This is a genomic window from Streptomyces melanosporofaciens (assembly GCF_900105695.1).
In the GTDB taxonomy this organism is placed as follows: domain Bacteria; phylum Actinomycetota; class Actinomycetes; order Streptomycetales; family Streptomycetaceae; genus Streptomyces; species Streptomyces antimycoticus.
Genome location: NZ_FNST01000001.1, coordinates 1 through 23,157 on the forward strand (window position 1 = coordinate 1; position 23,157 = coordinate 23,157).

Sequence of the window (23,157 nt, forward strand, 5' to 3'; positions counted from 1 at the left end):
TGGCGCGCGAGAGCACGGGGGTGCTGGAGACGACGCCCAGATGCGCCGCCGTGGCGATGCCGAGCTCGCCTCCGCTGTTGCAGGTTCATGCCAGACCGAAGGTCTCGCAGTGCGCGGCGAGCGCCTTGGTCGCCGCGATCCCGCCCCACTTGTAGACGTCACCGTGGATGACGTCGACGGCGTTCAGCCGCATGGCGGGGGCGAACTCCTCGAAGCGCACGACGCACATGTTGGTGCACAGCGGGATGCGCACCTTCGCCTTCACCTGGCTCATGCCCTCGATGCCGACGCAGGGGTCCTCCAGGTACTCCAGATCGAGTTCCTCCAGGGCTATGCCGGCGCGTATCGAGTCGGGCACCGACCAGGCCGCGTTCGGGTCGACACGCAGGTTCACCTCGGGCAGCGCCTCGCGCACGGCGCGCAGGATGGCGACATCGCCCGCGCAGTCCTTCGTGCCCTTGAGCTTGACGGCCTCGAAGCCGCCCTCCGCCACAACGCGTACCGCGTGCTCCGCCATCGCCTCGGGCAGGCCCGGGCCCCGCGCGCCCGGCGCGTCGGCGCGGGTGATGAGCGCGGTGATCGGGACCTCGTCCCGGACGGCACCGCCCAGCAGGTCGTGACGGACTGATCGGTGGCCTTGCCCATCGCGTCCCAGCAGGCGACATCGAGGGCGGCGATCGCCGCGTAGCCGAGGTAGCCGTAGAAGAACGGCACCATGTGCTGCTTGCGATGGAAGCTCTCCAGCGCGAACGGGCTGGTCCCGATCAGGTCGGGGGCCATCGACCGGACGATCGCGGCGACCGGCGCACCCCACATCGTCTCGCCCCAGCCCTCGACAGCCTCGTCGGTGCGAATGCGCACCACGGTGCGCGTCTCGCCCGTCTTGGTCTCGAACGAGCTGGTGAAGGGGTTGACGAGGGGGAGGTTGACCACCCATACGTCGACGTCAGTGATCTTCATTGCTACTCCTCGCATCATCGGGGTGACCGGCTCGCCGCGTCGAAGGCCTGGATCGCCCGGGCCAGTCCTCGCGCCCGGTCCTCCAGCAGCCGGTCGCCCCGGGTGGCGTCGGCGTCGGCGGCGTCGTCCGTGGAGCCGCCGACCCGCTCCCATTCCCCGTGGCGTTCCACGGTCAGGCCCGGGTAGGGCGGGGCGTCGAACAGGGGCGGCGGTTCGACCGGAGCGCGGGCCGGCACGGGTGTCCGCACCAGGTCCGGGTGGGCCGCCAGCATGAGTGACGTCTCGAACCATCCGGCATGCCCGGGGTGACATCCGGCCGCCCCGCTCCTTCCTCACCCGCGGTGAGGGTCCAGTACGAGCAGGCGGCGACCGTCACCGGGGAACGCAGCGCGAACCGCTTCACGGCGAGCCGCATGATCTCGTCGTTGCCGCCATGGCCGTTCACGACCATGATGCGGCGGTATCCGCTGGTCACCAGCGAGTCGAGGATGTCGTCCAGGACCGCGCCCAAGGTCGCCGCGGAGAGCGAGACGGCGGCCGCGAACAAGTGGTGCGGACTGTGCCCGAAGGGCAGCGCCGGCAACCGCACCACACCCGGCCCGGCCTCCCGGGCGAGCATGTCCAGCGCGCGGTCCACCACCTCCTCGACCAGGAGGGTGTCGGTGCCCATCGGGAGGTGCGAGGCGTGCTGCTCCTGCGAACCGATGGGCAGCAGAGCGATGCCCTCCTCGCCGGCCCGGCGCACCTCCCGCCAGGTGAGTTCGGTCAGTCTCGATTGGCTCACGGTGCTACCTCTCCGAAACGGGGCCATGGCAGAGTCGGCGCATGGCCCACAAACGTTCTCCGTTGCGACTGGTCCCCGAGGCCGCGCCGCAACCGGCCGCTCCCCAGGCGCCTCGGCGGCTGGGGGCCGTCGAGCTGGTCCCCGGTCGGGTCGGGGCGGCCGTACTGTCCATGGCGGGCCGGATCCTGGACCGCACCGAGTCGTCGTACGACGCGGCCACCGCCACCCCCGCGGACATCGACACGGCGCTGGCCGCGGCGGCCGGGGTCTTCGCCGGCCATGAACTCCAGGGGATCGGGGTGGCCGCCGCCGGGCTCGTGGACCCCGTCACGGGCCTGATCATGGAAGTGAACGACGCGCCCGGACTGCACGGCTATCCGTCACGGAGCGGCTCGGCGCGCTCACCGGGGCGAGCGTGCGGGTGGAGCACCGGGCCCGACTGCAGGTGCTCGGCGACCGCTGGTTCGGCGCCGGCCGTGGACGGCGCACCTTCGCCTCGGTCTCCACGGGTGAGGTGCTCGGCGTGGGGCTCCTCTACGACGGCGAGGTGATGGCCCCGCCCGGCGGGCGCAGCGGCGCCCATATGACCGTGTCGGCCAGCGGCGAGCGGTGCACCTGCGGGAGCCGCGGCTGCTGGAAGACCGTGGCCACCACCGGCTGGCTGCGGGCCCGGGCCCGCGCCGTGGGACTGGGGGGCCAGACGTCCCTGGAGGCACTGGTGAACCGCGGGGGCGCGCTCGCCGGGCAGGTGGTGGAGGAGTACGCGCACAACCTCGCCCTGGGGCTGGTGAACGTGCAGCAGCTCTTCGCACCCGGCCTCTTCATCCTGCACGGTGAGGCGCGCGAGGGCGGTGAGCGCTTTCGCACCGTGGTGGAGGAGAGGCTGCGGGACGCCGTCGCCTTCTCGGGCGCCGAGCAGCCGCGGGTGCTCGTCGGCACGGCCGCCGTCGACGATGTCGCGCTGCTCGGCGGCGCCGGTCTCGTCGTCTCGCATCTGTAGCGCGCGGGCGGTCATCGGCTCTCTTCGCTCGTCAGGGACAGGCGGTCCGCGGCACGGCGGCCCCTGCGCGGGTCGAGGACCGGCACCGCGTCGAGCAGTTGCCGCGTATAGGGGTGCTGGGGGGTGCGCAGTACCGCGGCCGTCTCGCCCACCTCGACCAGGCGCCCCCGGCGCATCACCGCGACCCGGTCGGCCACCTGCCGTACGACGGCGAGGTTGTGCGAGACGAACACATAGGTGAGGCCCAGCCGGCTCTGGAGATCCGCCAGCAGGTCGAGGACGGTGGCCTGCACGGAGACATCCAGTGCGCTGGTGGGCTCGTCGAGCACGAGCAGGCGGGGCCGGAGCGCCAGGGCCCGTGCGATCGAGACGCGTTGGCGCTGGCCGCCGGAGAACTCGTGCGGGTAGCGGTCCTGGATGGAGGCGTCCAGGCCCACGGCCTCCAGGAGTTCCCCGACCCGTTCCCTGGTGCGGGCCCGGGCGCGCCGCCCGCGGGCCTCGGGATCGTGGGTGACCAGCGGTTCGGCGACGATGTCGGTGATGCGCATCCGCGGGTTCATGCTGGAGTACGGGTCCTGGAGGACGACCTGCATCTGGCGCCGTACGGCACGCAGTCCGGCGGGGGAGAGGGTGGCGAGGTCCTGTCCGTCGAAGCGCACGTTTCCGGCGGTGGGTTCGACGAGCTTGAGCAGCAGCCGGGTGAGGGTGGTCTTGCCACAGCCGGACTCGCCGACCAGGGCGAGCGTCTCGCCTTCGTGGACTTCGAGCGAGACGTCGTCGACGGCCACGTTCACCGTCCTGGTGCCGAACTCCTTGCGCAGGCCGACGAGTTCCAGGAGGACCTTTCCGCCCGGGGGCGCGGGCGCAGCGGCTTCGGTGGTCATGCCGCCTCCAATCGCGGGGTGGCGGCGAGCAGTTTGCGGGTGTAGTCGTCGGCCGGACGGTCGAAGACGTCGAGCACATCGCCGGTCTCGACGACCTTGCCCTGGTTCATGACCACGACGCGGTCGGCGGTCTCCGCCACGACCGCGAGGTCGTGGGTGATCAGCACGACCGCCATCCCGTGCTTGTGCTGGAGGGTGACGAGCAGGTCGAGGATCTGGCTCTGCACGGTGACGTCCAGGGCGGTGGTCGGCTCGTCGGCGATGAGCAGGCGGGGCCGACCCACCAGCGCGGTCGCGATCATCACGCGCTGGCGCAGGCCGCCGGAGAGTTCGTGCGGGTACTGCCGGTAGCGCAGGGCCGGGTCGGGGATGCCGACCTCCTCCAGCGCGTCCAGCGCGGCGTCCCTGGCCTCGGCGCGGGAGATGCCGGTGTGATGCCTGAGCACCTCGGCCACCTGCGCCCCGACGCGCTGCAGCGGATCGAGGCAGGTCATCGGGTCCTGGAACACCATGGCGATGTCGCGGCCCCGGATCCGGCCGAGTTCCTTCTCGGAGAGCCTCAGCAGGTCACGTCCGTCGAAGAGGATCTCGCCGCTCGCGTAGACGCACGGAGGGCTCGGGTTCAGACGCGGAACGGACAGTGCGGTGGCGGTCTTCCCGCTGCCCGACTCGCCCACGACGGCGAGCGTCTCACCGGCCCGGACATGGAGGGAGACGTCCTGGACCGCGTGCACGACGGAGGTCTCGAGCCTGAAGTCGACGCTGAGGCCGTTGATTTCCAGCAGCGGCTGCTCGTCCGCCGGCCGCTGGGACGGGTCGGTTGTCGGTCGGTCGATGGTCATCGGCGGTAGGCCTTCGGGTCCGCGACGTCCCGCAGGGCGTCGCCCGTGATGTTGATGGCGAGAGAGGTCAGCATCAGCGCGATGCCGGGGAACACGGCGACCCACCAGGAGGTGCCCAGATAGAGCTGGCCGTCGGAGAGCATGGCACCCCAGGTGACCGTCTCCTTGGGCACGCCCAGGCCCAGATAGCTCAGGGACGCCTCGGCCACGATCGCGGCGGCCACGTGCAGGGTTCCGATGGTGGCCAGCGGCGCCATCACATTGGGCAGCAGATGGCGGCGCATGATGGTGACGTCGGTGACGCCGATCGCCCGGGCCTCGGTGATGAAGTCGCGGGTGCGCAGCGACATCACCTCGGACCGCACGACGCGGGCGTAGGAGACCCAGCCGGTGAAGCCGAGCACCAGGATCACGTACCACAGACCCGAGCCGAGGAAGCCGACGATGGCGAGGGCCAGGAGCAGTGAGGGGAAGGCGAGCTGGACGTCGGCGAGCCGCATGAGCACCCGGTCCGCCCAGCCGCCGAAATAGCCGGAGGCCAGTCCCACGACGGTGCCGATGACACCGGCGAGCAGCGCGGCCCCCGCGCCGACGAGCAGCGAGACCCGGGCGCCGTAGATGACACGCGAGAGCATGTCGCGGCCCAGTTGGTCGGTGCCGAGGAGGTGGGCGCCGCTGCCGCCGTCCTGCCAGGCGGGGGGCCGCAGCCGCAGGAGGAGGTTCTGCGCGTTGGGGTCGTAGGGGGCGACGAGCGGTGCGAACAGGGCGGCGATCAGCAGTAGGGCGAGTACGGCGAGCGCCAGGACGGCGAGTTTGTTACGCAGGAGCGCGCGCAGGACGACGGACCGGGAGCCGCCGGCCGGTGCCGTCGCCGGGGCATGGCCGGTCGCGGCAGGGGACATGAGGGTCATCGGGACGTCCTCACCCTCGGGTCGAGGAAGCTGTAGGAGAGGTCGACGAGCAGGTTCACCACGACGAAGGTGGCGGCGAAGAACAGGACGGTGGCCTGGACGAGCGGGAAGTCGCGATTGGAGATCGCCTCGACGGTCAGCTGTCCGACTCCGGGCCAGGAGAAGACCCGTTCGGTGAGGATTGCCCCGCCGAGCAGATTGCCGACTTCCAGACCGATGACGGTCACCACCGGCAGTGAGGCGTTGCGCAGCCCGTGCCGGAGCACCACCTTCAGCGGCCCGAAGCCCTTGGCGCGGGAGCTGCGGATGTGGTCGGAGGACAGCACGTCGATCAGCGAGGAGCGCAGCAGCCGCGCGACGACGGCCACGGAGTAGACGGCGAGGGTGACGGCCGGCAGGACCAGGTTGGCGAAGGTGCCGTAGCCGGAGGCGGGCAGGGCCTGCAGCCAGACGGCGAAGACCAGGATGAGCAGGATGCCGACCCAGAACGGCGGGGTGGACTGGCCGAGCAGGACGCCGGTCATCACGGTGTGGTCGGAGCGGCGGCCGCGGCGCATCGCGGCGAAGATGCCCGCCGGGATGGCGATGACGAGGGTCACCGCGAGGGCGGCGGCGGCCAGTTCGATCGTGGCGGGCAGCCGGTCGGCGAGGATTTCGCTGACCGGCTGGCCGTAGACCAGGGAGTCGCCGAGGTCGAGGCGGGGCAGTCCCCAGAGGTAGTCGAGGTATTGCGTGAACAGCGGCCGGTCGAGTCCGAGGGACGCGCGGAGCACGCTCTCCTGGTGGGCCGTGGCGTCGGGCGGCAGCAGGATCTTCACGGGGTCGCCCGAGAGCCGGACGAGGAAGAACGAGACGGTCGCGGTGCACAGCAGGACGAACAGTGCCGTGCCCACGCGCCTCAGTACGGTGCGCAGCAGCCGTGCCGTGTCCCGGTGGCGCGACGGGGAGTCCGCCGGGGTGGGTGGCTTGTCGAGGGTGAGGGCGCTCATCAGGTTCCTCCGTGGATACTCCGCCGTTCGCGGCGGAGAGGAAACGGACTCCTGCGGAGCAGGGTGAGGTGCGGGATTTCGCTGCCAGGGCGAAAGACCGTGCCCTGACCCGCAGCTTTGGTCTTCACTTGCCGTCCCGCTAGCGTGTGAGTGTGACCACGGCATGGGTGAAGCGGGCGTTCAAGTACCGCTTCTATCCGACCAGTGCACAGGCGGCCGAGCTGTCGCGCACGTTCGGGTGTGTCCGGAAGGTCTACAACATGGCGCTCGTGGCCCGGACCGAGGCGTGGGCCGGGCAGGAGCGGGTCAACTACAACGTCACGTCGGCGATGCTGACGGCGTGGAAGAGGACTGAGGAACTGGCCTATCTCAACGAGGTCTCCTCGGTCCCGCTCCAGCAGACGCTGCGGCACCTGCAGACGGCGTTCACCAACTTCTTCGCCAAGCGGGCGAAGTACCCGCGCTTCAAGTCGCGGAAGAAGTCCCGAATGTCCGCCGAGTACACCACCAGCGGCTTCCGCTTCCGTGACGGGAAGCTGACGCTGGCGAAGATGGCGGAGCCACTGGACATCGTGTGGTCCCGCCCTCTGCCCTCGGGAGCGAAGCCGTCCACGGTGACGGTGTCCCAGGACGCGGCAGGCCGCTGGTTCGTCTCGATGCTGTGCGAGGACCCCGGTGTCAGGCACCTGGCCGCGACGAGTGCGGCGGTCGGTATCGACGTCGGCCTGGACCACTTGCTGACCCTCTCCACCGGGGAGAAGATCGCCAACCCCAGGCATGAGCGCCGTGACCGTGCCCGGCTTGCCCTGGCCCAGCGGCGCCTTGCGAAGAAGGCCGAGGGGTCCGCGAACCGGGCGAGGGCCCGGCGTGAGGTCGCCAGGATCCACGCCCGGATCGCCGACCGTCGGCGTGACGGGCTGCACAAGCTGACCACTCGTCTCGTGCGTGAAAACCAAACGCTCGTGATCGAGGACCTGACCGTGCGGAACATGGTCAGGAACCGGAGCCTGGCCCGCGCCATCAGCGATGCGGCATGGTCGGACTTCCGGAGCATGCTGGAGTACAAAGCCGCCTGGTACGGACGGGAAGTGATCGCGGTCGACCGCTTCTTCCCCTCCTCCAGGTTGTGCTCCGCCTGCGGCGCCCTCGCCGAGGCGATGCCGCTGCACGTCCGCACATGGACGTGTGGTTGCGGCGTCACCCATGACCGTGACGTGAACGCGGCGAAGAACCTTCTGGCTGCCGGACGGGCAGTATCGGCCTGTGGAGCCGGTGTAAGACCTCAACGGAGAACTCCGGGCGGGCAGTCGGCGACGAAGCAGGAACTCCACGGGGCGACCCGTGGAATCTCCAGCCTTTACGCGGGAGAGCGTCAACAGGAGACCTCCGCGCTCTCCATGGCGAGGACGCCTGCGGATCCCGGCGTCCAGCGGGGGCGGTCGTTGCGAGCGAAGATGTTGTCGAGCTGGTAGAGGAAGACGAAGGGCGCTTCCTGGCGCATCAGCCGTTGCAGGTCCGAGAAGGCCTGTTTGCGCTTCGTGGGGCTTTCGGAGAGCTCTTCGATGTCGATGAGGCGGTCGGCTTCCTTGGAGTGCCAGCGGCTCTGGCGCCGGTCGCTGCGTACGTTGGACTGGACGATGCTCTGGCCGTCCATCGTCCAGACGGTGCTGGCCGCCAGGTAGATCGGGCCGAGCGCTCCCCGGTTGTCGGAGGTGAGCCGGGCGGCGTACGTACCGGGGTCGAGCAGGTTGACCCGGGCCCGCACCCCTACTCTGGCCAGCAGCCCCGACAGGGCCTCGGCGACGTTGGAGTCGACGTTGGACGCGGTGAGGGTCGTGGAGAAGCCGTGCGGGTGGCCGGCCTCGGCGAGGAGGGTGCGCGCGGTCTCCAGGGAGCGGGTGAAGGGCTTCACCGTGGGGTCGAAGCCGAACGCGCCGCGCGGCACGAGGGCGGGTGTCTCGGTGGCCTTGCCGCCGAGCACGGCCTTGATCAGCAGGGGGACGTCGATCGCGTGGTTGAGCGCCTGGCGCACGCGACGGTCCTGGAGCGGGCCCCGCTCCAGGGTGTTCAGGGACAGATACGACGTGCGGATCCCCGTATAGCCGTCCAGCGTGACACCGGAGTAGCCGTCGAGCTGCTGAGCGGCGTCCGGGGTGAGTCCGGCGACGAGGTCGACGCCTCCGCTCTGGAGGGCGGCGAGGGAGGACGAGGCGTTGGGCGCGGGGCTGAAGACGAGGCCGTCGACGCTCGGCCGTCCGTTCCAGTGGTCGGCGTAGGCCCGCATGCGCAGTTCGTGGTCGCGCCGCCAGCTGACGAAGGTGAAGGGGCCGGTGCCGACGGGGTGTTCGGCGAACGCGGCGTCGCCCGCCTCCGAGAGGTGGCGGGGCGGCAGGATCACGCCGCCGAACAGGGAGAGCTTGGCGGGCAGGATCGGGTCGTGCACGGTGGTGTGCACGTCCACGGTGAGCCGGTCGACCACGGTGACGCCCTTGACGTAGCGCAGTTCGACGATCGGTGACTTGGTGGCGGGATCCAGCAGCCGCTCGATGCTGAACGCGACGGCCCGCGCGTCGCACGCCTCACCGTTGTGGAACGTCACCCCGGGGCGGAGGGCGAAGCGCCAGGTGCGCGCGTCGGTGGCCTTCCAGGAGAGGGCGAGCCTGGGGTGCAGCTGGTTGTCGCGGCCCCGGGTGGTGAGCGTGTCGAACATGTTGATCAAGACGTTCATGGACACCATGTCGCCCTGCTTCTGCGGGTCCAGCGTCTTGGGGTCGCCGGGCTGGGAGACCCGCAGGACGTTGCCGGCCCCGTCCGCGGCGGCGTTCGTGCCGCACGCGCTCAGGAGCGCCGGAGCGCTGAGGGCCCCGAGCAGCAGACCACCGGTCCGCAGCACGCCGCGTCGGGTGGGACGGCCGCGGTCCACCGTGCGCCCCTGATAAATTCGTTCCATTGAACAACACCTCCGTTCCGTCAGATGGAATGCGGTTGGGTTAAGCTAAGCGACATGGCGGAGGTGGTCAACACCCGATCGGTCGGCCAGGAACGCGTGAAGGGCCAGGAGGGCGGCGGCTACCGCGCGGGCCCCGGCCGCTGGGCCTGGCCGCCGCGGTCCTGAACGCTCAGCTGCCGAGGAAGGGAACCTGCGTGAGTTCTTCGGAGATCTGCCAGACGCGCTGGGCCTCCTCGGTGCCGCGAAGGCGCGAGTAGAGCTTCTGTTCTCCGGGAGGGCCGCCCAGGTGCCCGGGTCCGCGCGGCCCATAGAACCCGCCGCGCACGGCCTCGGGGGAGGTGGCGGCGTAGAGGGCGGGAAGTCGCGCGGTGTGGACGGTCCCGACGAGGATGCCTCGGGCGGACAGAGCCCGGATCATGCGCACGTTCCGGGTGTCCTGGTCGCGTCCGACCTCGGGGCGGGCGGCGAGCAGGTTCGTCGGAGCGACCCCGGGATGGGAGAGGTTGCTCGTGATGCCCCAGCCATGGGCCTGACTGCGCCGGTCGAGCTCGAGGCCGAAGAGCCCGAACGCGATCTTCGACTGGCTGTAGGCCTTCATGCCGTCGTACGAGCGTTCCCAGTTCAGGTCGTCCCAGTTGATGGCGCCCTGCTTGGCCGCGACGCTGACCTGTGAGGTCACCCGTGCGTGGCCGGCGCGCAACAGCGGCAGCAGGTGGGCCACCAGGGCGAAATGGCCAAGATGGTTGGTGCCGAATTGAAGCTCGAACCCGTCGGCGGTCGTCTGCCGGTCGGGCGGGGTCATGACGCCGGCGTTGTTGATGAGGAGGTGGATCGGCCGGCCCTCCTCTCGCAGGGTCTTGCCGAGGGCTGCGACGGAGGCGAGCGAGGACAGGTCGAGTTCGCGGAGCGACACGTTCGCGTGGGGGATCGTCCGACGGATCGTGGTGAGCGCGGCCTCGCCCTTGCGCGGGTTGCGAACGGGCAGGAGCACTTCGGCCCCGGCCGCGGCGAGCCTCATGGCGATGCCGATCCCGATGCCGTCGCTCGCTCCGGTGACGACGGCGCGCCTGCCGGACAGGTCGGGGACGGTGATGTCGATGGTCTTGCGTGGCATGGGCCCACTCCTGGGTTGTGTGTCGTTGCCCCCACCGTCGTGGAAGGCGGCGGCACTATTCAGGGCGGCTCGATCCACTGATCAGGAAGTCCAGGCTCCGGCAGGATCCGCGGATCCCCGGCGGTGTATGGGGGGCCTGGCCGGCGATCGGACGGCGCCGTGGCGGCGGCAACTCGTGAAGGGGGGATTGACGATCCGTGGATGTCGAGATGCGCGGGCGGTAGAAATGAGCCCCGAAGGAGGCACGCACGGTGACGGAGGGGCGCATGGTGATCGATCGGACCGGACTGGCGGAGTTCCTCCGCCGCCGCCGGGAGTCGCTGCAACCCGAAGACGTCGGCCTCCCGCGTGGACCGCGCCGCAGGACAACCGGGCTGCGGCGGGAGGAAGTGGCCGCGCTGTGCCATATGTCGACCGACTACTACGCGAGGCTCGAGCGGGAGCGCGGACCCCAGCCGTCCGGGCAGATGATCGCCTCCATCGCACAAGGACTCCACCTCTCCCTCGACGAGCGCGACCATCTGTTCCGGCTCGCCGGACAGATTCCGCCGCCGCGGGGCGCCGACAATGAGCACATCAGCCCCGGCCTGCTGCGCATCCTCGACCGCCTGCACGACACTCCCGCGGAGATCGTCACCGAGCTCGGCGAGACGCTGCGGCAGACGCCGCTCGGCGTCGCGCTCACCGGCGACCTGACCGTCTACAGCGGCCCGGCCCGCAGCCTCGGCTACCGCTGGTTCACCGACCCCGCCACGCGACAGCTCTACGCCCCTGCCGACCATCCGTTCCTGACCCGCATGTTCGTCTCGGGCCTGCGCGGGGTGGCCACGCTACGGGGCCCTGGTTCCCGCGCGGCCCACTACGCCGACCTGCTGCTCGCCCAGAGCGAAGAGTTCCGCCGGGTGTGGAACGACCACGAGGTCGGCATCCGGCCCAACGAGGTGAAACACTTCATCCACCCCGAACTCGGCGCATTGGAGCTGACCTGCCAGACGCTGCTCGACCCGAACCAGCCGCACTTCCTGATCGTCTACACCGCCGTTCCCGGCAGTGAGAGCTACGAAAAGTTGCAGCTGCTGTCCGTCATAGGAGCGCGGGCGCTGCGCTGATCGGTGTGCCGCAGGGCCGGGGACCAAGGGAGTGTTCCGTGGTGAGAGAGACCGATCGTGCCGCCTTGGCCGCCGAGGTGTGCATCGCGTTGGAGAGGTGCTGTCCGGGCTCGGCCGCGGAGTTGACCGGCTCGCTGGCGTCAGGTGCTGCGGACGTCTTCAGCGATATCGATATCGCGTGGGTGGTACCGGACGCGCGCTTCCCGGATTGCCTGGCCCGCGCGGTCGGGGCACTGGGAGAGGTCCAGCCGGTCGACAGCGTCCGCAGTGACCCGGACTTCCGCCGCTCCGACCGCCGCCGCTTGCCCGGATCGGCGAGGGTGATCGGGCCACGGGTGCCTGGGCGGGCGACGTGGCCCGGTTGGCACACGCCGCCGCGCTGCGCGATTCCTCCTTGTCGGACCTGGCTGCCCAGGTCACCGCGCTCGCGGCCCGGCACCTGGGCAGCGGCGGCGCCTGACGTGCACACTCCGGCCGGCGAGGTCACCTCACGGCGTATCGCCCGTGAGGCGCACATTGTGCGCGGTGACCGGTTCCCCGCATTGGTCGCAGGTCAGCCTCGGATGTGTGGGCGATCCGCACACGTCGTGTGTCCAGGCCACCTTGGATCCGCTGCCCGCCGGCTCGTCCGGGAGGTAGGTATTGCCCCATTCCATCAAGATCTGGATGGCAGGGAAGAGATCGAGGCCGGCCTGGGTGAGGCGGTATTCGTAGTCGCTGCGGATCGGACCACCCGCGTAGCGCTCCCGGATCAGCAGGCCGACGTCCACGAGTTTGCCGAGCCGGTTCGACAGAGTGGGGCGCGAAATGCCCAGATTCTGGGCGAATTGTCCGTAGCGGTGCACACCGAAGAACGCTTCACGGAGGATCAGCATCGTCCATCGCTCGCCGACCAGGTTGAGGGTCCGCGTGACCGAGTCGTCGCCGCGCGAATCCGGGGGCTGCGCCTCAGGGGTGTCCGTCACCGAGTGATCGTATCCCGTCTCCGTCGGCCGGCCGCTTCGCCCCGATCGGCCCCGGGACGAGGTCCGGGAGGTGTTCCCGGATGAAAGCCAGGGTCCGAGCGCCCTCGGAGTCGTCCGCCGTCGTGGGCACCAGCCCGATGTGGTCGGCGCCGGCGTTGAAGTAGCTCTCGATACGTCGCAGTACTTCAGGTCCTGAGCCGATCGCGCCGACGGCGGCCGGAAGCTCGGGGGGAATGTCTGGGACGAGCGCATGGCGGCCAGCGGTGGAACGTGCCCTGCGGACGAGGCTGCCGAAGCCCAGTTCGGTGAACATCTCGCCGTATCCCGGTGGGCGGAGGTAGACGGCCAGTTGTGAGGCGAGCTGGTGGTAAGTGGCCGGGTGCGGCTCGACGGAACAGGTGACCCACACCGCGAGCCGTGGTGCGGGCAGCCCGCGGGCTTCGGCGAAGGCGTCGATCGACGCACGGACCTGGGCGATGTGTTCCGGCGCCACCAGGTTCAGCACGACCTCGTCCGCGGTCTCCGCCGCCACGCGCGTCATACGTGGCCCGAACGCCGCGACGCTGATCGTAGAGTCCGGCTGGGGCCGGCGGAGCCGGAAGCCCCGTGTGCGGATGTGCCGTCCGGAGAAGGCGGCCCGCCCTCCACCGAGGAGTTCCCGCAGCACCGCGACCGATTCCCTGGTGCGCTGCGGGTTGCCGCTCCAGCTGCGGTCGTGCCAGTCGGAGACGATGTGCGGGCTGGAGGCTCCCAGTGCCACGTCCACGTGGGTGCCCGTCAGCGTTGCGACGCTGGCGGCCCCCATGGCGATGGCGACGGGGGAGCGCACACCGACGGCGAGGGGGCCGACCGTCAGCCGGGGGATCGAGGTGCGGTTGGCGACGGCGGTGGCGAGGGCGAACACGTCGAAAGTCGCCATCTCGCCGAGCCACAGCCGCTCGAAGCCGCATTCACCCGCCTGGCGGGCGATCCCGAGCGCTTCCAGGTCGGGCCGGTCCAGCCAGTACGGAAGCACCACGCCGAGCGATCGCCGCCTCACAGCTGCGCCACGTGCGTCGGAAGGCCGAGCAGGATGCGGCCGGTCGTCTCCCAGGTGGCCGGGCTCACCTGGAGGTGGGCGGTGGCGGTGGTCGCGTCCCGGAAGCGGCGCTGGAGCGGCGAGCTGTCGTAGACCGCCGATCCGCCGCCGAGGTCGTACATGGCGCGGACGACCTCCGCCGACGTGCGAGCGGCGTGGGCCGCTGCCAGCCGCAACCCGGTGCGAAGGCCGAGCTCCACTGTGTCGGCGGTGCACGCCGCCTGCCAGGCGTCGTCGATGGCGGAGTAGAAGAAGGCGCGCGCGGCGCGCAAGGCGGCCTCCGCCTGTCCCACGGCGGCCTGCGTGGTCGCCTTCTCCGCCAGGGTTCGCCGCGAGCGGGTGGCCACCTTGTGGCCCGCGAGGTCCATGAGGTCATCGATCGCCCCGCGTGCGTTGCCCAGCGCGGCCGCGGCGATGGACAGCGCGAAGTACCCGTAGATCGGAAAGCGGTACAGCGGAGCGTCGATCAGCGGACCGTCGTCCAGGGCCAGTACGCGGTGGTCGGGGACGAACACCTCCTCGGCGACGGCGTCATGGCTGCCTGTCGCGCGCAGGCCGGACGTGTGCCAGGTGTCGAGTATCCGTAGCTGTTCGGCCGGGATCCCGACCGCGCGGAGCGTCGGCGCACCGTCCTTGTCGGCACGGCCGTCGTCCAGGACGCAGCCGCCGAAGAAGTAGTCCGCGTGCGTGATCCCGCTGCAGAACGACCAGCGGCCGGAGACGACCACGCCTCCGTCGACCGGGCGGGCCTTAGCCCGCGGCGCCCACACGCCCGCCGCGATTGCCCGCGGGTCACCGAAAATCTCGGCGGCTCCCTTCTCCGGAAGGTACGCCGCGAGCAGGCTGCTGGTGAGAGCGATCGAGGCGCACCAGCCGGTGGCGGCGTCGCCGCGCGCGATCGTCTCGGCGCATTCGAGGGAGACGGCGGGCGGGGCCTGCGCGGCTCCGAGAGTCTCGGGAGCTCCGCAGCGCATCAGCCCGGAGTCACGGAGCGCATCGACCAGCTCCGGGCTCAGCCGGCGCTCCCGTTCACTGTCCGCGGCCGCGGCCTGCGCCTGGAGACGGATACGGTCCGCCGCTTCCCTGAGGCTTCCCTGATGCGCGTCCGTCTCGTGAAGCGTGTGGGGCATGGGAGACCTCTCCTCGGTGCAGGTGCTCAGGACTAAGTGGTTCATTTGCTTTACTAGTTCAGCCGTTATACTTTCGCTCCGTGCCGCAGCAGTCAAGTCGAAGGGGGCATCATGCGGTCGGGGATGTGACAGACCATCACCGAGCTGCGCATGAGGCCGAGCTCGTGGCCGTAGGTGCGGGCACCGGAGGCTTGTGTGTGCTGTGGCGCTGCCGCGCGCCGGGCAGGCGACACGCAACGGAAAAGGGAAACCATGGACATCAATCACCAGCTGGTGCTCGCCGCACGCCCCGAAGGCGATGTGAAGGACTCCGACTTCACCCTCACCACCGCTGAGACACCCGCACCAGGCGAGGGGCAGGTCGTCGTCAAGGTCGATCTCATCTCCATCGACCCGGCGATGCGGAGCTGGATGAACCCGGGCGCGTCCTACGTACCCCCGTGGATCTCGGCGCCGTCATGAGGGCCGGCGGGATCGGCACGGTCATCGCGTCCCGGCATCCCGACTACGCGGTCGGCGACGAGCTCTACGGAGCCTTCGGCGTTCAGGAGTACGCGCTGTCCGACGGCACAGGCCTCCACAAGATCGACACCTCGATCGCGCCGAAGACGACCTACCTCGGTGCGCTCGGCATCACCGGCCTCACCGCCTACTTCGGCCTCTTCGACGTCGCCCGTATACAGCGGGGCGACACCGTCGTGGTGTCGGGCGCGGGGGGCGCCGTCGGCAGCATGGTGGGTCAGATCGCCAAGATCAGCGGCTGCCGCGCCATCGGTATCGCGGGCGGCCCGGAGAAGTGCCGGACCCTGGTCGAAACGATCGGCTTCGACGCGGCCATCGACTACAAGAGCGACGACGTGCGGAAGGCCTTGCGCGAATACGCCCCGGGCGGCGTGGACGTGTACTTCGACAACGTCGGCGGCCCGATCCTGGACGCGGTGCTGACCAGGCTCGCGCGCGGGGCACGCGTCGTCATCAGCGGTGCGATGTCCCAGTACAACGACCAGCGCCCGAAAGGCCCGGCGAACTACATGTCGCTGCTGGTGAACCGGGCATCGATGACCGGCATGGTCGTTTTCGACTACGAGGACCGCTACCCCGAGGCGACCCGGCAACTCGCCCAGTGGCTCGCGGAAGGCAAGTTGACCTCGGCCGAGCACGTGGTGGAAGGCGGCCTCAGGGACTTTCCGAGCCTGCTTCGCGGCCTGTTCACCGGCGCCAACACCGGAAAGCTGATCCTTCAGCTGTAGGACCGGCCCCAGCCGCCCCGACGAACGGCACGCAGGACGGGGGCTGTTCAGCGGACAGAACATGCCGCCCGGCACCTCTGTGCCACACCGCCATTTTCCATCCAGGGAGCTGCGATGGCCGAATCCGAGAATGAGTCGCTGACCTCTGCCTTCCGCGAGGTGATGGCCGGTGTGGCCACGCCGGTGACCGTCGTCACCGCGATGGACGGACGGCGGCCGCACGGCACCACGGTCAGTGCCTTCGCGTCGCTCTCGATGCAACCGCCCATGGTCCTGGTCGCCCTCGACCGTCGTTCGGAACTCTTGGCGCTGATCAAGTCGTCGCTGCGATTCGGAGTCAATGTCCTGGGCCACGGGCAATCCGCGCTGGCGCTGGCCTTTGCGCGCAAGGGGGGCGCCGGAAGGTTCACCGGCGTGTCCTGGGAGGTGGACGGGGGCGTCCCCCGGCTATCCGCCGCCCCCGGCTGGCTGGTCTGCGAGGTGGCGGATGTGGTCGAGGGAGGAGACCACGTGATCGCCCTGGGCAACGTCCTGGCGGCCCAAGCCGCCACGTGCGCCCCGCTCACCTACCACGCCCGGGCCTTCGGCACCCACGTCGCGCTGGCATAGACCCTGGCGGGCAGCCGCAGCACACCGAAACCCTGGAGACCGCTCGGCGAGGAGCGGCGAAGACGGCAGTGCCCGTACCGCGGCTGACGACGCCGGGCCCACCGTGAGGCAACCCGCCTACCGACGGGCGAAATGTCCGCATCCGCAACGGCAGGGCTTATCGTGCTGTCCGGTGCGGTGAACCCCAAGGAAAGGCGGCAGGGCGGCTCTGCCCGGAACTACCATGGATCTTGCCTTCCTCCAGCCTCTGTACGCGGGCGACGCCTCCGTCGTCTCCGTCCACCTGGACACCTCACGTGGGGCGCACGACGCCGACAAGCAGATCGAGCTGCGCCGGCGGGCGGCCCGGCGGTCCTTGAGCGAGCAGGGCGCACCGGAGGCGGACCTCGCCGTGCTGGACGACATCGTGGGAGGCGCCCCGGAACTGCCCGGCCCGAAGGGCGAGGCGCTGTTCGTCTCGGCCGGTCGGCTGCTGGGGGCCTTCACCCTCGTGGAGCCACCCGCGGCGGACAGCGCACAGGTGCTGCCGGTGCCTGATCCGCTGGGTGTGGCCATCGATCGTGACCACCAGCTGCCGCATGTGGTCGTGGCCGTGGACCGGGAGGGGGCGGACGTGGAGGCCTACCCGGCCACCGGGCACGAGCCGACTCTGCGTCGCACGTTCAACGGCAGCACGCTGCACATCACCCGTGTGCGCGCGGGCGCTGAGGCACAGGCCTCCTACCACCGGCGCACCGTCAACGTGTGGACGGAGAACACCGGCCAGGCGGTTGACGACGTACGGGCCGCCGCGGCCGCCGTCGAGGCCGCCGTGGTGCTGATTGCCGGGGACCCCAAGGCGGTGGGACTGCTGCGCGAGCATCTGGCCGCACGTCCGCTGGACGCGGAGGTGGTGTACGTCGAGGGCGGCCGCACCGACGCCTCCGCCCGGGAGGGCCTGCGGGCGAGTGTGGACGCCGCCATGCACGAGGCGATGACCGTCCGTCACCGCGCCGTGCTGGAGCGTCTGGAGGCCGAGCTGGCCGGGGGCAGGGCGCTGCAGGGCATTCCAGCGGTCAAGGAAGCCTTGGCCGAGGGGCGGGTGGAGACGTTGCTGCTGGCCGCCGACCGTGGTGGGGACCCCACCCTGTACGCCTCCCGCCGCGACCCGCGTGTCCTGGGCACCGACTCGGCGGCGCTCGGTGAGGACCCGACGGCTTTCAGCGCTCCGGCGGCGCCGCTTCTGCTGCGCTCGGCGGTCCTCGGCGGCGCCTCGTTCACCGAGATCCTTCCCCCTACCCGCTGCACGGACGGCGTCGCAGCTCTGCTGCGGTACTGACACCAGGAGTTCGGCGGAGCGGTTTGAGGTCTTCCGGGCCTTGTGTGCTCGTGTCAGGAGATGAGCGAGCGGCCTGTGGGCGCCAGTCTCAGTGTCCGGGGGGCCGCTGTCTGTTCTCTGCCGATGTCCGGCAGGATCTCGCGGCTGAGGGGGTGGGCCCGCACCTCGGCAAGGTGCCGGCGACCCGCACGTTCGTCGGGGTAGGACGTGAAGACGGCGGCGACGTTCTCTCCGGCGCGGACCGGCAGACTGGTGAAGGTGTTGTGCGCCGTCTCGGTGGTCAGGACGGCGAGTGGTGCGGGGCCCGTCTCGCGGAGCACGGGGAGGAGCCCGTCCTGGATGAGCGCGATGCCCTCGGGCCGTCCGGGAGGGAAGGACCACACGGTGGCGGACACGAACCGATCCGGTGCCGTGCCGCCATGTCTCCGAACCCGCGCAACCAGACGAAGCGGTTCGGATCGTCGAGGTCCCGAAACTGGGCGAGCACGACCATCCCCGTCCCCTCCTGCGTTTCGACGAACTCCCGGTCGAAAAGTTCGATGAGCTCGTCGCGTCGGCCGGGACGCATGGTGTACTGGCGAAGCTCGATCACAGCAGGGCGGCAGACAGGGTCGGTGGGGGACATGGCGCAACTCCTCTTCGGCGCTCTTCTCCGGGCGCGGACTCCCCGGCCGGTGGGGCCCGGGCCGGACATGGATTGACGCTAGGGGAGCGGTGTGCCACCTGCTGTCAGGGTTTCCGAGGAGAATTGCGCCCATGTCCGCAGGCCGATTGCTGTCGCTGCTGTTGTTGTTGCAATCCCGTGGCCGCATGTCCGCACCCCGGATCGCCGGTGAGCTGGGGGTATCCGTGCGGACCGCCCACCGTGACCTGGCGCGTCTGCAGGCTGCTGGGGTCCCGGTCTACGCGGAGCCGGGCCGCGGGGGCGGCTATCAACTGCTGGATGGCTATCGCACCCGTCTCACCGGGATGACCGAGGGCGAGGCACGGGCGCTGTTCTTCGCCGGACTGCCCCGGGCCCGCCGCCGACCTGGGTCTCGCGGCGGAGGTGACGGCGGCACGGCTGAAGCTCCTGGCCGCGCCGCCGACGCAACTGCGCGAGGAGGCGGCGCGGACCGCGGCCGTGTTCCACCTGGACGCTCCCGGCTGGTATCGGGACCCCGAACCGGCGCCGCGGCTGGCCTTGTTCGTCGATGCGCTGCTCACCGGGCGTGCGGTGGACGTGCGCTATCGCCGTTGGCGCGCGCCGCAGGAGGTGAAGCGCCGCCTACGCCCCAGACAATGTCGCCGCGGAGGTGGTGCGGGCTGCCGTTCGACTCGTGCCCCTCGGTGCCACCCGAGGCCAGATAGGTACGAGTCTGCTCGGCTACCCAGTCCGATCGCGAGTCGGTGGCGTGGTCAAGGTCATCGGCGACAGCCATGACGGGCGGTCCTTTCGGGAACGGAAGTCTGGTACGGAACTTGCTGATTGGCGATCTGCTTCAGCTGAGTTCCTCGACCAGCCCGATGATGACGCCGGCGGGGCCGCGGACGTAGCAGTACCGGTAGGTGTCCCCGTACTGCGCCACCTCGCCCACGAGTTCGGCGCCGTGGGCGCGCAGTCGATCGAGGACGGCGTCGACGGCGTCGACGACGAACGTCAGGCGAGGGATGCCCGGGGTGTTGACCGGCTCCCTCGGCGCAGGGCTGGTGGCCACCGGCGTGTGGAACGTCGACAGTTCGACCCGGCCGTGGCCGTCCGGCGTCCGCACGAAGGCGATGTCCGCTCGGACGCCGTTCAGCCCGACGAGCTGGTCCACCCATTCACCCTCGACTGCCGCCTCGCCCTCCAGTTCCAGACCCAGTTCGACGAAGAACGCGACAGCAGCCGCGAGATCCTCGACCACAACGCCGACGTGATCCATCCGGTAGATCATCATTGCTCCCATGTCATGCGGCCCGTCGTGTCCGCTCGTGCCCCTGGGACGGAGCCGGCACGAGGGCCTCGACATGCTCGACACAAGAACGTATGTGATGGCGGTCACCCTGCCGGGAGCGGCGCGGCGTAGGGCTGATGACCCGGGCTGTCGCGTACCTGCCGAGTCGGCGGCCCGCGACCACCTGTACGGCTGCCAGGTGGTCGCGGGCCGCCGGTCGGATCAGCGCAGTCCGGCGAAGAGGTCGTTCTCCGGTACGGCCGCGCCGGTGGCGTCCTGGACGCGTAGGAAGGTCTCCATGCCCATCAACTCGCCGAACCTCTCCTTGCCCATCTTGAGAAAGAAGATGTTCTCGCCCTGACTGGCGTGCGCGGCCAGTGCGTCGAACTTCTGACCGCTGAATGCGGTGGTGTCCACCCACGTGGTGATCTCATCGTCGGGGAGGCCGATCTCGGCCATCGCGGCGGCCTCGGCAGGATCCGGCTCCGGCATGTCCTCATGGAACTCGCGCATGGCCTCGCCGAACCGCTTCATCCCCGAGTGGGGCATCGTCGTCCAGTACACCTTCGGGGTCAGCTCGATCATCTCCAGCGCCGCCATCGTGATGCGATGGGCCTGGATGTGGTCGGGGTGGCCGTAGAAGCCGTTCTCGTCATAGGTGACGACCACATCGGGGCGGTAGTGCCGCATGAGTTCCGCGAGTCGGGCGGCGCCTTCCTCCACGGGGGTCTGCCAGAAGGATCCAGGGGCGTCGTTGCTCGGCCAGCCGATCATTCCGGAGTCGGCATAGTCCAGCATCTCCAGATCGCTGACCTTCAGGACCTCACAACTCGCCTCGAGTTCTCGACGGCGCATCAAGGCGACGGCCGCCGGATCGTGCCCGGGGTCGCCCGGCTTGACACCCCCCGCTGCGTCACCGCACCCGCCGTCGGTACACGTCACGAGAACGGTACGGATGCCCTCCGCCGCGTACCGCGCGAGGACCCCTCCGGTTCCGGTGGCCTCGTCGTCGGGGTGGGCGTGTACTGCCATGAGCGTCAAGGGCCGGTCAGTCATGAAAAAGTCCTCCTGCGGAAATATGTCTTGATCCGAGTGCGCGGCGGGTGTTCCGCGATCCCGGGGCCCGGATCCCATCGGGGCGGATGACCTTGTTCCCACCCGTGCGACGCCGGTCCCTCGAACGATGCAACATTGTCGGCCGGACCGGCTGTTCCCGGCGCGGCCGTTTGGCCTTCCCAGGCGGCCAGTCCCACCCGCATGGCATGTCCTCGGAAGTCGTGTCCAGCGCGTCCTGCGCTGGTGCTGGGGGCCAAGGTCCGGGCCGAGGCGTCGCCGTGGAACTGCACGTCGAGGCTATACACCCTGCGCTGACTGCCGAATGATCAGGTCGGTCAGCAGGGCCAGTGGAGGCCAGCCGTCGCGACCCCGGCGGGCGACGGCGAAGGCGCGCAGGACCACGTCCGGTGCGGTGAGCGGCATCAGGTGGACACCGGGCAACGTGGCGGTGCCCATCGGCAGCAGCCCCACGCCCATTCCTGCCGCGATCATGCCCTGTACGAGGTTGAGGTTGTCCGCCTGGTGGGTGAGGTGGGGGGTGAAGCCGGCCATGGAGGCGAGTGTCCGGATGACGGTCTCGTCACCGGTGTTGCGCGAGTTGCCGATCCAATCCGCCGTGCGGAACCAGCGGAAGACCTCCGGGGCGCCCGGTGCCGAGGGACGGGCGACGTGGTCAGGAATGCCCAGACCCCAGGGAGCGGTCCACAGCGGGGTGATCGTGACCGCGGGGTCCGGCTCGGCCGGTGCCAGGTTGTAGTCGTAGGTGAGCGCGAGGTCGGCCTCGTCGTTGGCCAGCAGATGGAGGGCCTCGGCGGGTTCGTGCTCACGGACCAGGATGCTGAGCTCAGGATGGCTGGTGGACAAACCGCTGATGATGGGCAGCAGTTGGGCTCGGATGGCCGTGGCGAAGCCTGCCACGCGCACTGTGCCGGTTGGCGGGGCGTCGGGACTCAAGTCCCGCTGTGCGGCCTCGACTGCCGCAAGAATCGTCACGGCGTGTTCCGCCAGACGGCGGCCCGCCGGGGTGAGCCTGACCCGGCGTCCATGCGGCTCGATCAGTGCCGTGCCCATGTCCTGAGCCAGAGCGGCGACCTGCTGAGAAACCGTCGAGGTGGTGGTGCCGGTGGCCTCGGCCACGGCGCGCATCGAGCCTCGCCGGGCCAGCTCGGCCAGCATCTGCAGGCGGCGTGTTTCCATCCCTCCATTGTCCATGAATCCTGAACGAATCGTTTGGGATCGACACGTGGACGTGAACGGTGCCGAGGATCTGTACTGGAGCCCATGAACGCTCCCCAGCCACCCGAGGCTCTTCCTTCCCACCGCTCGCACCATGCCGGCGCCGCGGCCGGTTTGCTCATGGCTGCCACCTCGATGTCCACCGTGCAGCTCGGATCGGCTCTGACCGTTCCACTGTTCGGGCAGCTCGGCGCGCTGGGAACCGCAGGGCTGCGCCTGGGCTGGGCGGGGCTGATTCTGCTGGTCGCCATCCGCCCCCGGCCTCGTGACTTCAGCCCCCGGGATCTTCTCGCCTGCACGGTGCTCGGTCTCGTGACCGCCGGAATGATGGTCTTCTTCATGCTGGCGATCGCCCGTCTCCCGCTGGGGACCGCAAGCGCACTGGAATTCCTGGGGCCGCTCACCGTCTCCCTCTTCGGCCCGAGGAAGGGACGCCTTCTCTGGGCGGCCGCGGCGGCGACGGGCGTCGTGCTGCTGACCGAACCCTGGCATGGCGGCGCCGACCTGGTGGGGGTGGGGAGCGCGCTGCTCGCCGCGGGGTGCTGGGCCGCCTACATACTGCTGACCCAACGGGTCGGTGATCGCGTCACCGGGCTGAAAGGACTGGCTGTCTCCATGCCGGTCGCAGCGCTGCTGGGGCTCACCCTCGCCGCCCCGGACCTCACCGAACGCCTCACGTGGTCACCGCTGTGGACCATGCTTGTTCTGGCGGTGCTCAGCCCCGTCATCCCCTTCGCTCTCGAGTTTCTCGCCCTGCGTCGTCTGACCGCGTCCGCGTTCGGCACGCTGATGAGCCTTGAACCCGCCATCGCCCTCTTGGTCGGTCTGCTCGTTCTGGGCCAGCGCCCCGGGGCGGCCGCGACACTGGGCCTGGTGCTCGTGGTCGTGGCCAGCGTCGGTGCCGCCCGCGCCGGTGCCCGTCCCGCGGCATCCGCCAAAGAGGCACTGGCTTCTTCCGCCTGCGCTTGATCACGCAGCCGGGAACATGCGCTTGCCCCTTCAGAGGAAAACTCAGAGGAAAACGCGAGCGATATCAAGCCACTTCTGCGCACCTTC

Annotated in this window: 19 protein-coding genes and 5 pseudogenes; 9 read left to right on the top strand and 15 right to left on the bottom strand. The window is 70.1% G+C overall.

Annotated elements, in window-relative coordinates:
- Both BLV72_RS00005 and BLV72_RS00010 read right to left on the bottom strand, forming a co-directional pair.
- A pseudogene (locus tag BLV72_RS00005) lies at positions 1 to 960 on the bottom strand (mandelate racemase/muconate lactonizing enzyme family protein); the annotation flags it as partial.
- 14 nt (positions 961 to 974) lie between these two features.
- Positions 975 to 1,744 (bottom strand): annotated as a pseudogene (locus tag BLV72_RS00010) (creatininase family protein).
- 62 nt (positions 1,745 to 1,806) lie between these two features.
- On the opposite strand from BLV72_RS00010, the pseudogene BLV72_RS00015 reads away from it, so the two are divergent.
- Positions 1,807 to 2,744: pseudogene (locus BLV72_RS00015) on the top strand (ROK family protein).
- Positions 2,745 to 2,755: 11 nt separating this feature from the next.
- On the opposite strand, the gene BLV72_RS00020 reads toward BLV72_RS00015, so the two are convergent.
- The 4 genes from BLV72_RS00020 to BLV72_RS00035 are packed head-to-tail and all read right to left on the bottom strand — an operon-like array spanning position 2,756 to position 6,370.
- Positions 2,756 to 3,628 (bottom strand): ATP-binding cassette domain-containing protein, encoded by an 873-nt coding sequence (locus BLV72_RS00020; protein ID WP_093459422.1) that lies wholly within the window; start codon positions 3,626 to 3,628, stop codon positions 2,756 to 2,758.
- On the bottom strand, positions 3,625 to 4,470 hold the full coding sequence (locus BLV72_RS00025; protein WP_093459423.1) for an ATP-binding cassette domain-containing protein: 846 nt from the start codon (positions 4,468 to 4,470) through the stop codon (positions 3,625 to 3,627). Before BLV72_RS00025 ends, BLV72_RS00020 begins: the two co-directional genes overlap by 4 nt.
- Positions 4,467 to 5,381, bottom strand: a complete 915-nt coding sequence (locus BLV72_RS00030; protein WP_093459424.1) for an ABC transporter permease — start codon at positions 5,379 to 5,381, stop codon at positions 4,467 to 4,469. The genes BLV72_RS00025 and BLV72_RS00030 overlap by 4 nt, the downstream gene beginning before the upstream one ends.
- Entirely contained in the window at positions 5,378 to 6,370 is a 993-nt protein-coding gene (locus BLV72_RS00035; protein WP_093459425.1) for an ABC transporter permease, read from the bottom strand. Before BLV72_RS00035 ends, BLV72_RS00030 begins: the two co-directional genes overlap by 4 nt.
- Before the next feature lie 152 nt (positions 6,371 to 6,522).
- Between BLV72_RS00035 and BLV72_RS00040 the strand changes: the two genes are divergently transcribed.
- The gene (locus tag BLV72_RS00040) at positions 6,523 to 7,842 is read left to right on the top strand and encodes an RNA-guided endonuclease InsQ/TnpB family protein (protein ID WP_244320519.1); all 1,320 of its coding nucleotides are present in this window, start codon (positions 6,523 to 6,525) and stop codon (positions 7,840 to 7,842) included.
- Here the strand turns inward: BLV72_RS00040 and BLV72_RS00045 are convergent.
- Together BLV72_RS00045 and BLV72_RS00050 are read right to left on the bottom strand one after the other, a co-directional pair.
- Positions 7,743 to 9,320 (bottom strand): ABC transporter substrate-binding protein, encoded by a 1,578-nt coding sequence (locus tag BLV72_RS00045; RefSeq protein WP_167746219.1) that lies wholly within the window; start codon positions 9,318 to 9,320, stop codon positions 7,743 to 7,745. The genes BLV72_RS00040 and BLV72_RS00045 overlap by 100 nt on opposite strands.
- A gap of 169 nt (positions 9,321 to 9,489) precedes the next feature.
- Positions 9,490 to 10,434, bottom strand: coding sequence for an SDR family oxidoreductase (locus BLV72_RS00050; protein ID WP_093459427.1), 945 nt, complete (start codon positions 10,432 to 10,434; stop codon positions 9,490 to 9,492).
- Positions 10,435 to 10,700: 266 nt separating this feature from the next.
- On the opposite strand from BLV72_RS00050, the gene BLV72_RS00055 reads away from it, so the two are divergent.
- On the top strand, positions 10,701 to 11,543 hold the full coding sequence (locus BLV72_RS00055) for a helix-turn-helix transcriptional regulator (protein ID WP_208905420.1): 843 nt from the start codon (positions 10,701 to 10,703) through the stop codon (positions 11,541 to 11,543).
- A 488-nt stretch (positions 11,544 to 12,031) separates the two neighbouring features.
- On the opposite strand, the gene BLV72_RS00065 is transcribed toward BLV72_RS00055, so the two are convergent.
- From BLV72_RS00065 to BLV72_RS00075, 3 genes are read right to left on the bottom strand one after another with little or no spacing between them, the layout of a single operon-like run.
- On the bottom strand, positions 12,032 to 12,508 hold the full coding sequence (locus tag BLV72_RS00065) for a winged helix-turn-helix transcriptional regulator (RefSeq protein ID WP_093459428.1): 477 nt from the start codon (positions 12,506 to 12,508) through the stop codon (positions 12,032 to 12,034).
- The gene (locus tag BLV72_RS00070; RefSeq protein WP_093459432.1) at positions 12,492 to 13,547 is read right to left on the bottom strand and encodes an LLM class F420-dependent oxidoreductase; all 1,056 of its coding nucleotides are present in this window, start codon (positions 13,545 to 13,547) and stop codon (positions 12,492 to 12,494) included. The genes BLV72_RS00065 and BLV72_RS00070 overlap by 17 nt, the downstream gene beginning before the upstream one ends.
- Positions 13,544 to 14,716: an acyl-CoA dehydrogenase family protein gene (locus tag BLV72_RS00075; protein ID WP_093459433.1), complete on the bottom strand. Its 1,173-nt coding sequence runs from the start codon at positions 14,714 to 14,716 to the stop codon at positions 13,544 to 13,546. The genes BLV72_RS00070 and BLV72_RS00075 overlap by 4 nt, the downstream gene beginning before the upstream one ends.
- 252 nt (positions 14,717 to 14,968) lie before the next feature.
- On the opposite strand from BLV72_RS00075, the pseudogene BLV72_RS51735 reads away from it, so the two are divergent.
- From BLV72_RS51735 to BLV72_RS00090, 4 genes and pseudogenes are all read left to right on the top strand, one after another.
- Positions 14,969 to 15,243, top strand: a pseudogene (locus BLV72_RS51735) (NADP-dependent oxidoreductase); the annotation flags it as partial.
- A 204-nt stretch (positions 15,244 to 15,447) separates the two neighbouring features.
- Positions 15,448 to 15,966: a zinc-binding dehydrogenase gene (locus BLV72_RS51740; RefSeq protein ID WP_425288343.1), complete on the top strand. Its 519-nt coding sequence runs from the start codon at positions 15,448 to 15,450 to the stop codon at positions 15,964 to 15,966.
- Between the two features lie 114 nt (positions 15,967 to 16,080).
- Positions 16,081 to 16,575, top strand: a complete 495-nt coding sequence (locus BLV72_RS00085) for a flavin reductase family protein (RefSeq protein WP_093459434.1) — start codon at positions 16,081 to 16,083, stop codon at positions 16,573 to 16,575.
- A gap of 223 nt (positions 16,576 to 16,798) precedes the next feature.
- Complete coding sequence (locus BLV72_RS00090) at positions 16,799 to 17,893, top strand: baeRF2 domain-containing protein (protein WP_093459435.1); 1,095 nt, start codon at positions 16,799 to 16,801, stop codon at positions 17,891 to 17,893.
- A gap of 53 nt (positions 17,894 to 17,946) precedes the next feature.
- Here the strand turns inward: BLV72_RS00090 and BLV72_RS52450 are convergent.
- Positions 17,947 to 18,518: pseudogene (locus BLV72_RS52450) on the bottom strand (NIPSNAP family protein).
- 185 nt (positions 18,519 to 18,703) lie between these two features.
- Here BLV72_RS52450 and BLV72_RS00100 point away from each other — a divergent pair.
- Positions 18,704 to 19,243 (top strand): helix-turn-helix transcriptional regulator, encoded by a 540-nt coding sequence (locus tag BLV72_RS00100; RefSeq protein WP_483153914.1) that lies wholly within the window; start codon positions 18,704 to 18,706, stop codon positions 19,241 to 19,243.
- A 131-nt stretch (positions 19,244 to 19,374) separates the two neighbouring features.
- Here BLV72_RS00100 and BLV72_RS00110 read toward each other — a convergent pair whose 3' ends face one another.
- The 3 genes from BLV72_RS00110 to BLV72_RS00120 form a co-directional block, all read right to left on the bottom strand.
- Positions 19,375 to 19,812, bottom strand: coding sequence for a VOC family protein (locus tag BLV72_RS00110; protein WP_093459436.1), 438 nt, complete (start codon positions 19,810 to 19,812; stop codon positions 19,375 to 19,377).
- A 219-nt stretch (positions 19,813 to 20,031) separates the two neighbouring features.
- The gene (locus tag BLV72_RS00115) at positions 20,032 to 20,865 is read right to left on the bottom strand and encodes a PIG-L family deacetylase (protein ID WP_093459438.1); all 834 of its coding nucleotides are present in this window, start codon (positions 20,863 to 20,865) and stop codon (positions 20,032 to 20,034) included.
- Positions 20,866 to 21,162: 297 nt separating this feature from the next.
- Positions 21,163 to 22,062, bottom strand: coding sequence for a LysR family transcriptional regulator (locus BLV72_RS00120; protein ID WP_093459440.1), 900 nt, complete (start codon positions 22,060 to 22,062; stop codon positions 21,163 to 21,165).
- Positions 22,063 to 22,146: 84 nt separating this feature from the next.
- Between BLV72_RS00120 and BLV72_RS00125 the strand changes: the two genes are divergently transcribed.
- A complete protein-coding gene (locus BLV72_RS00125) occupies positions 22,147 to 23,070 on the top strand; it encodes an EamA family transporter (RefSeq protein ID WP_244320521.1) in 924 nt (307 codons plus the stop codon).
- The last annotated feature ends 87 nt before the right edge of the window (positions 23,071 to 23,157 follow it).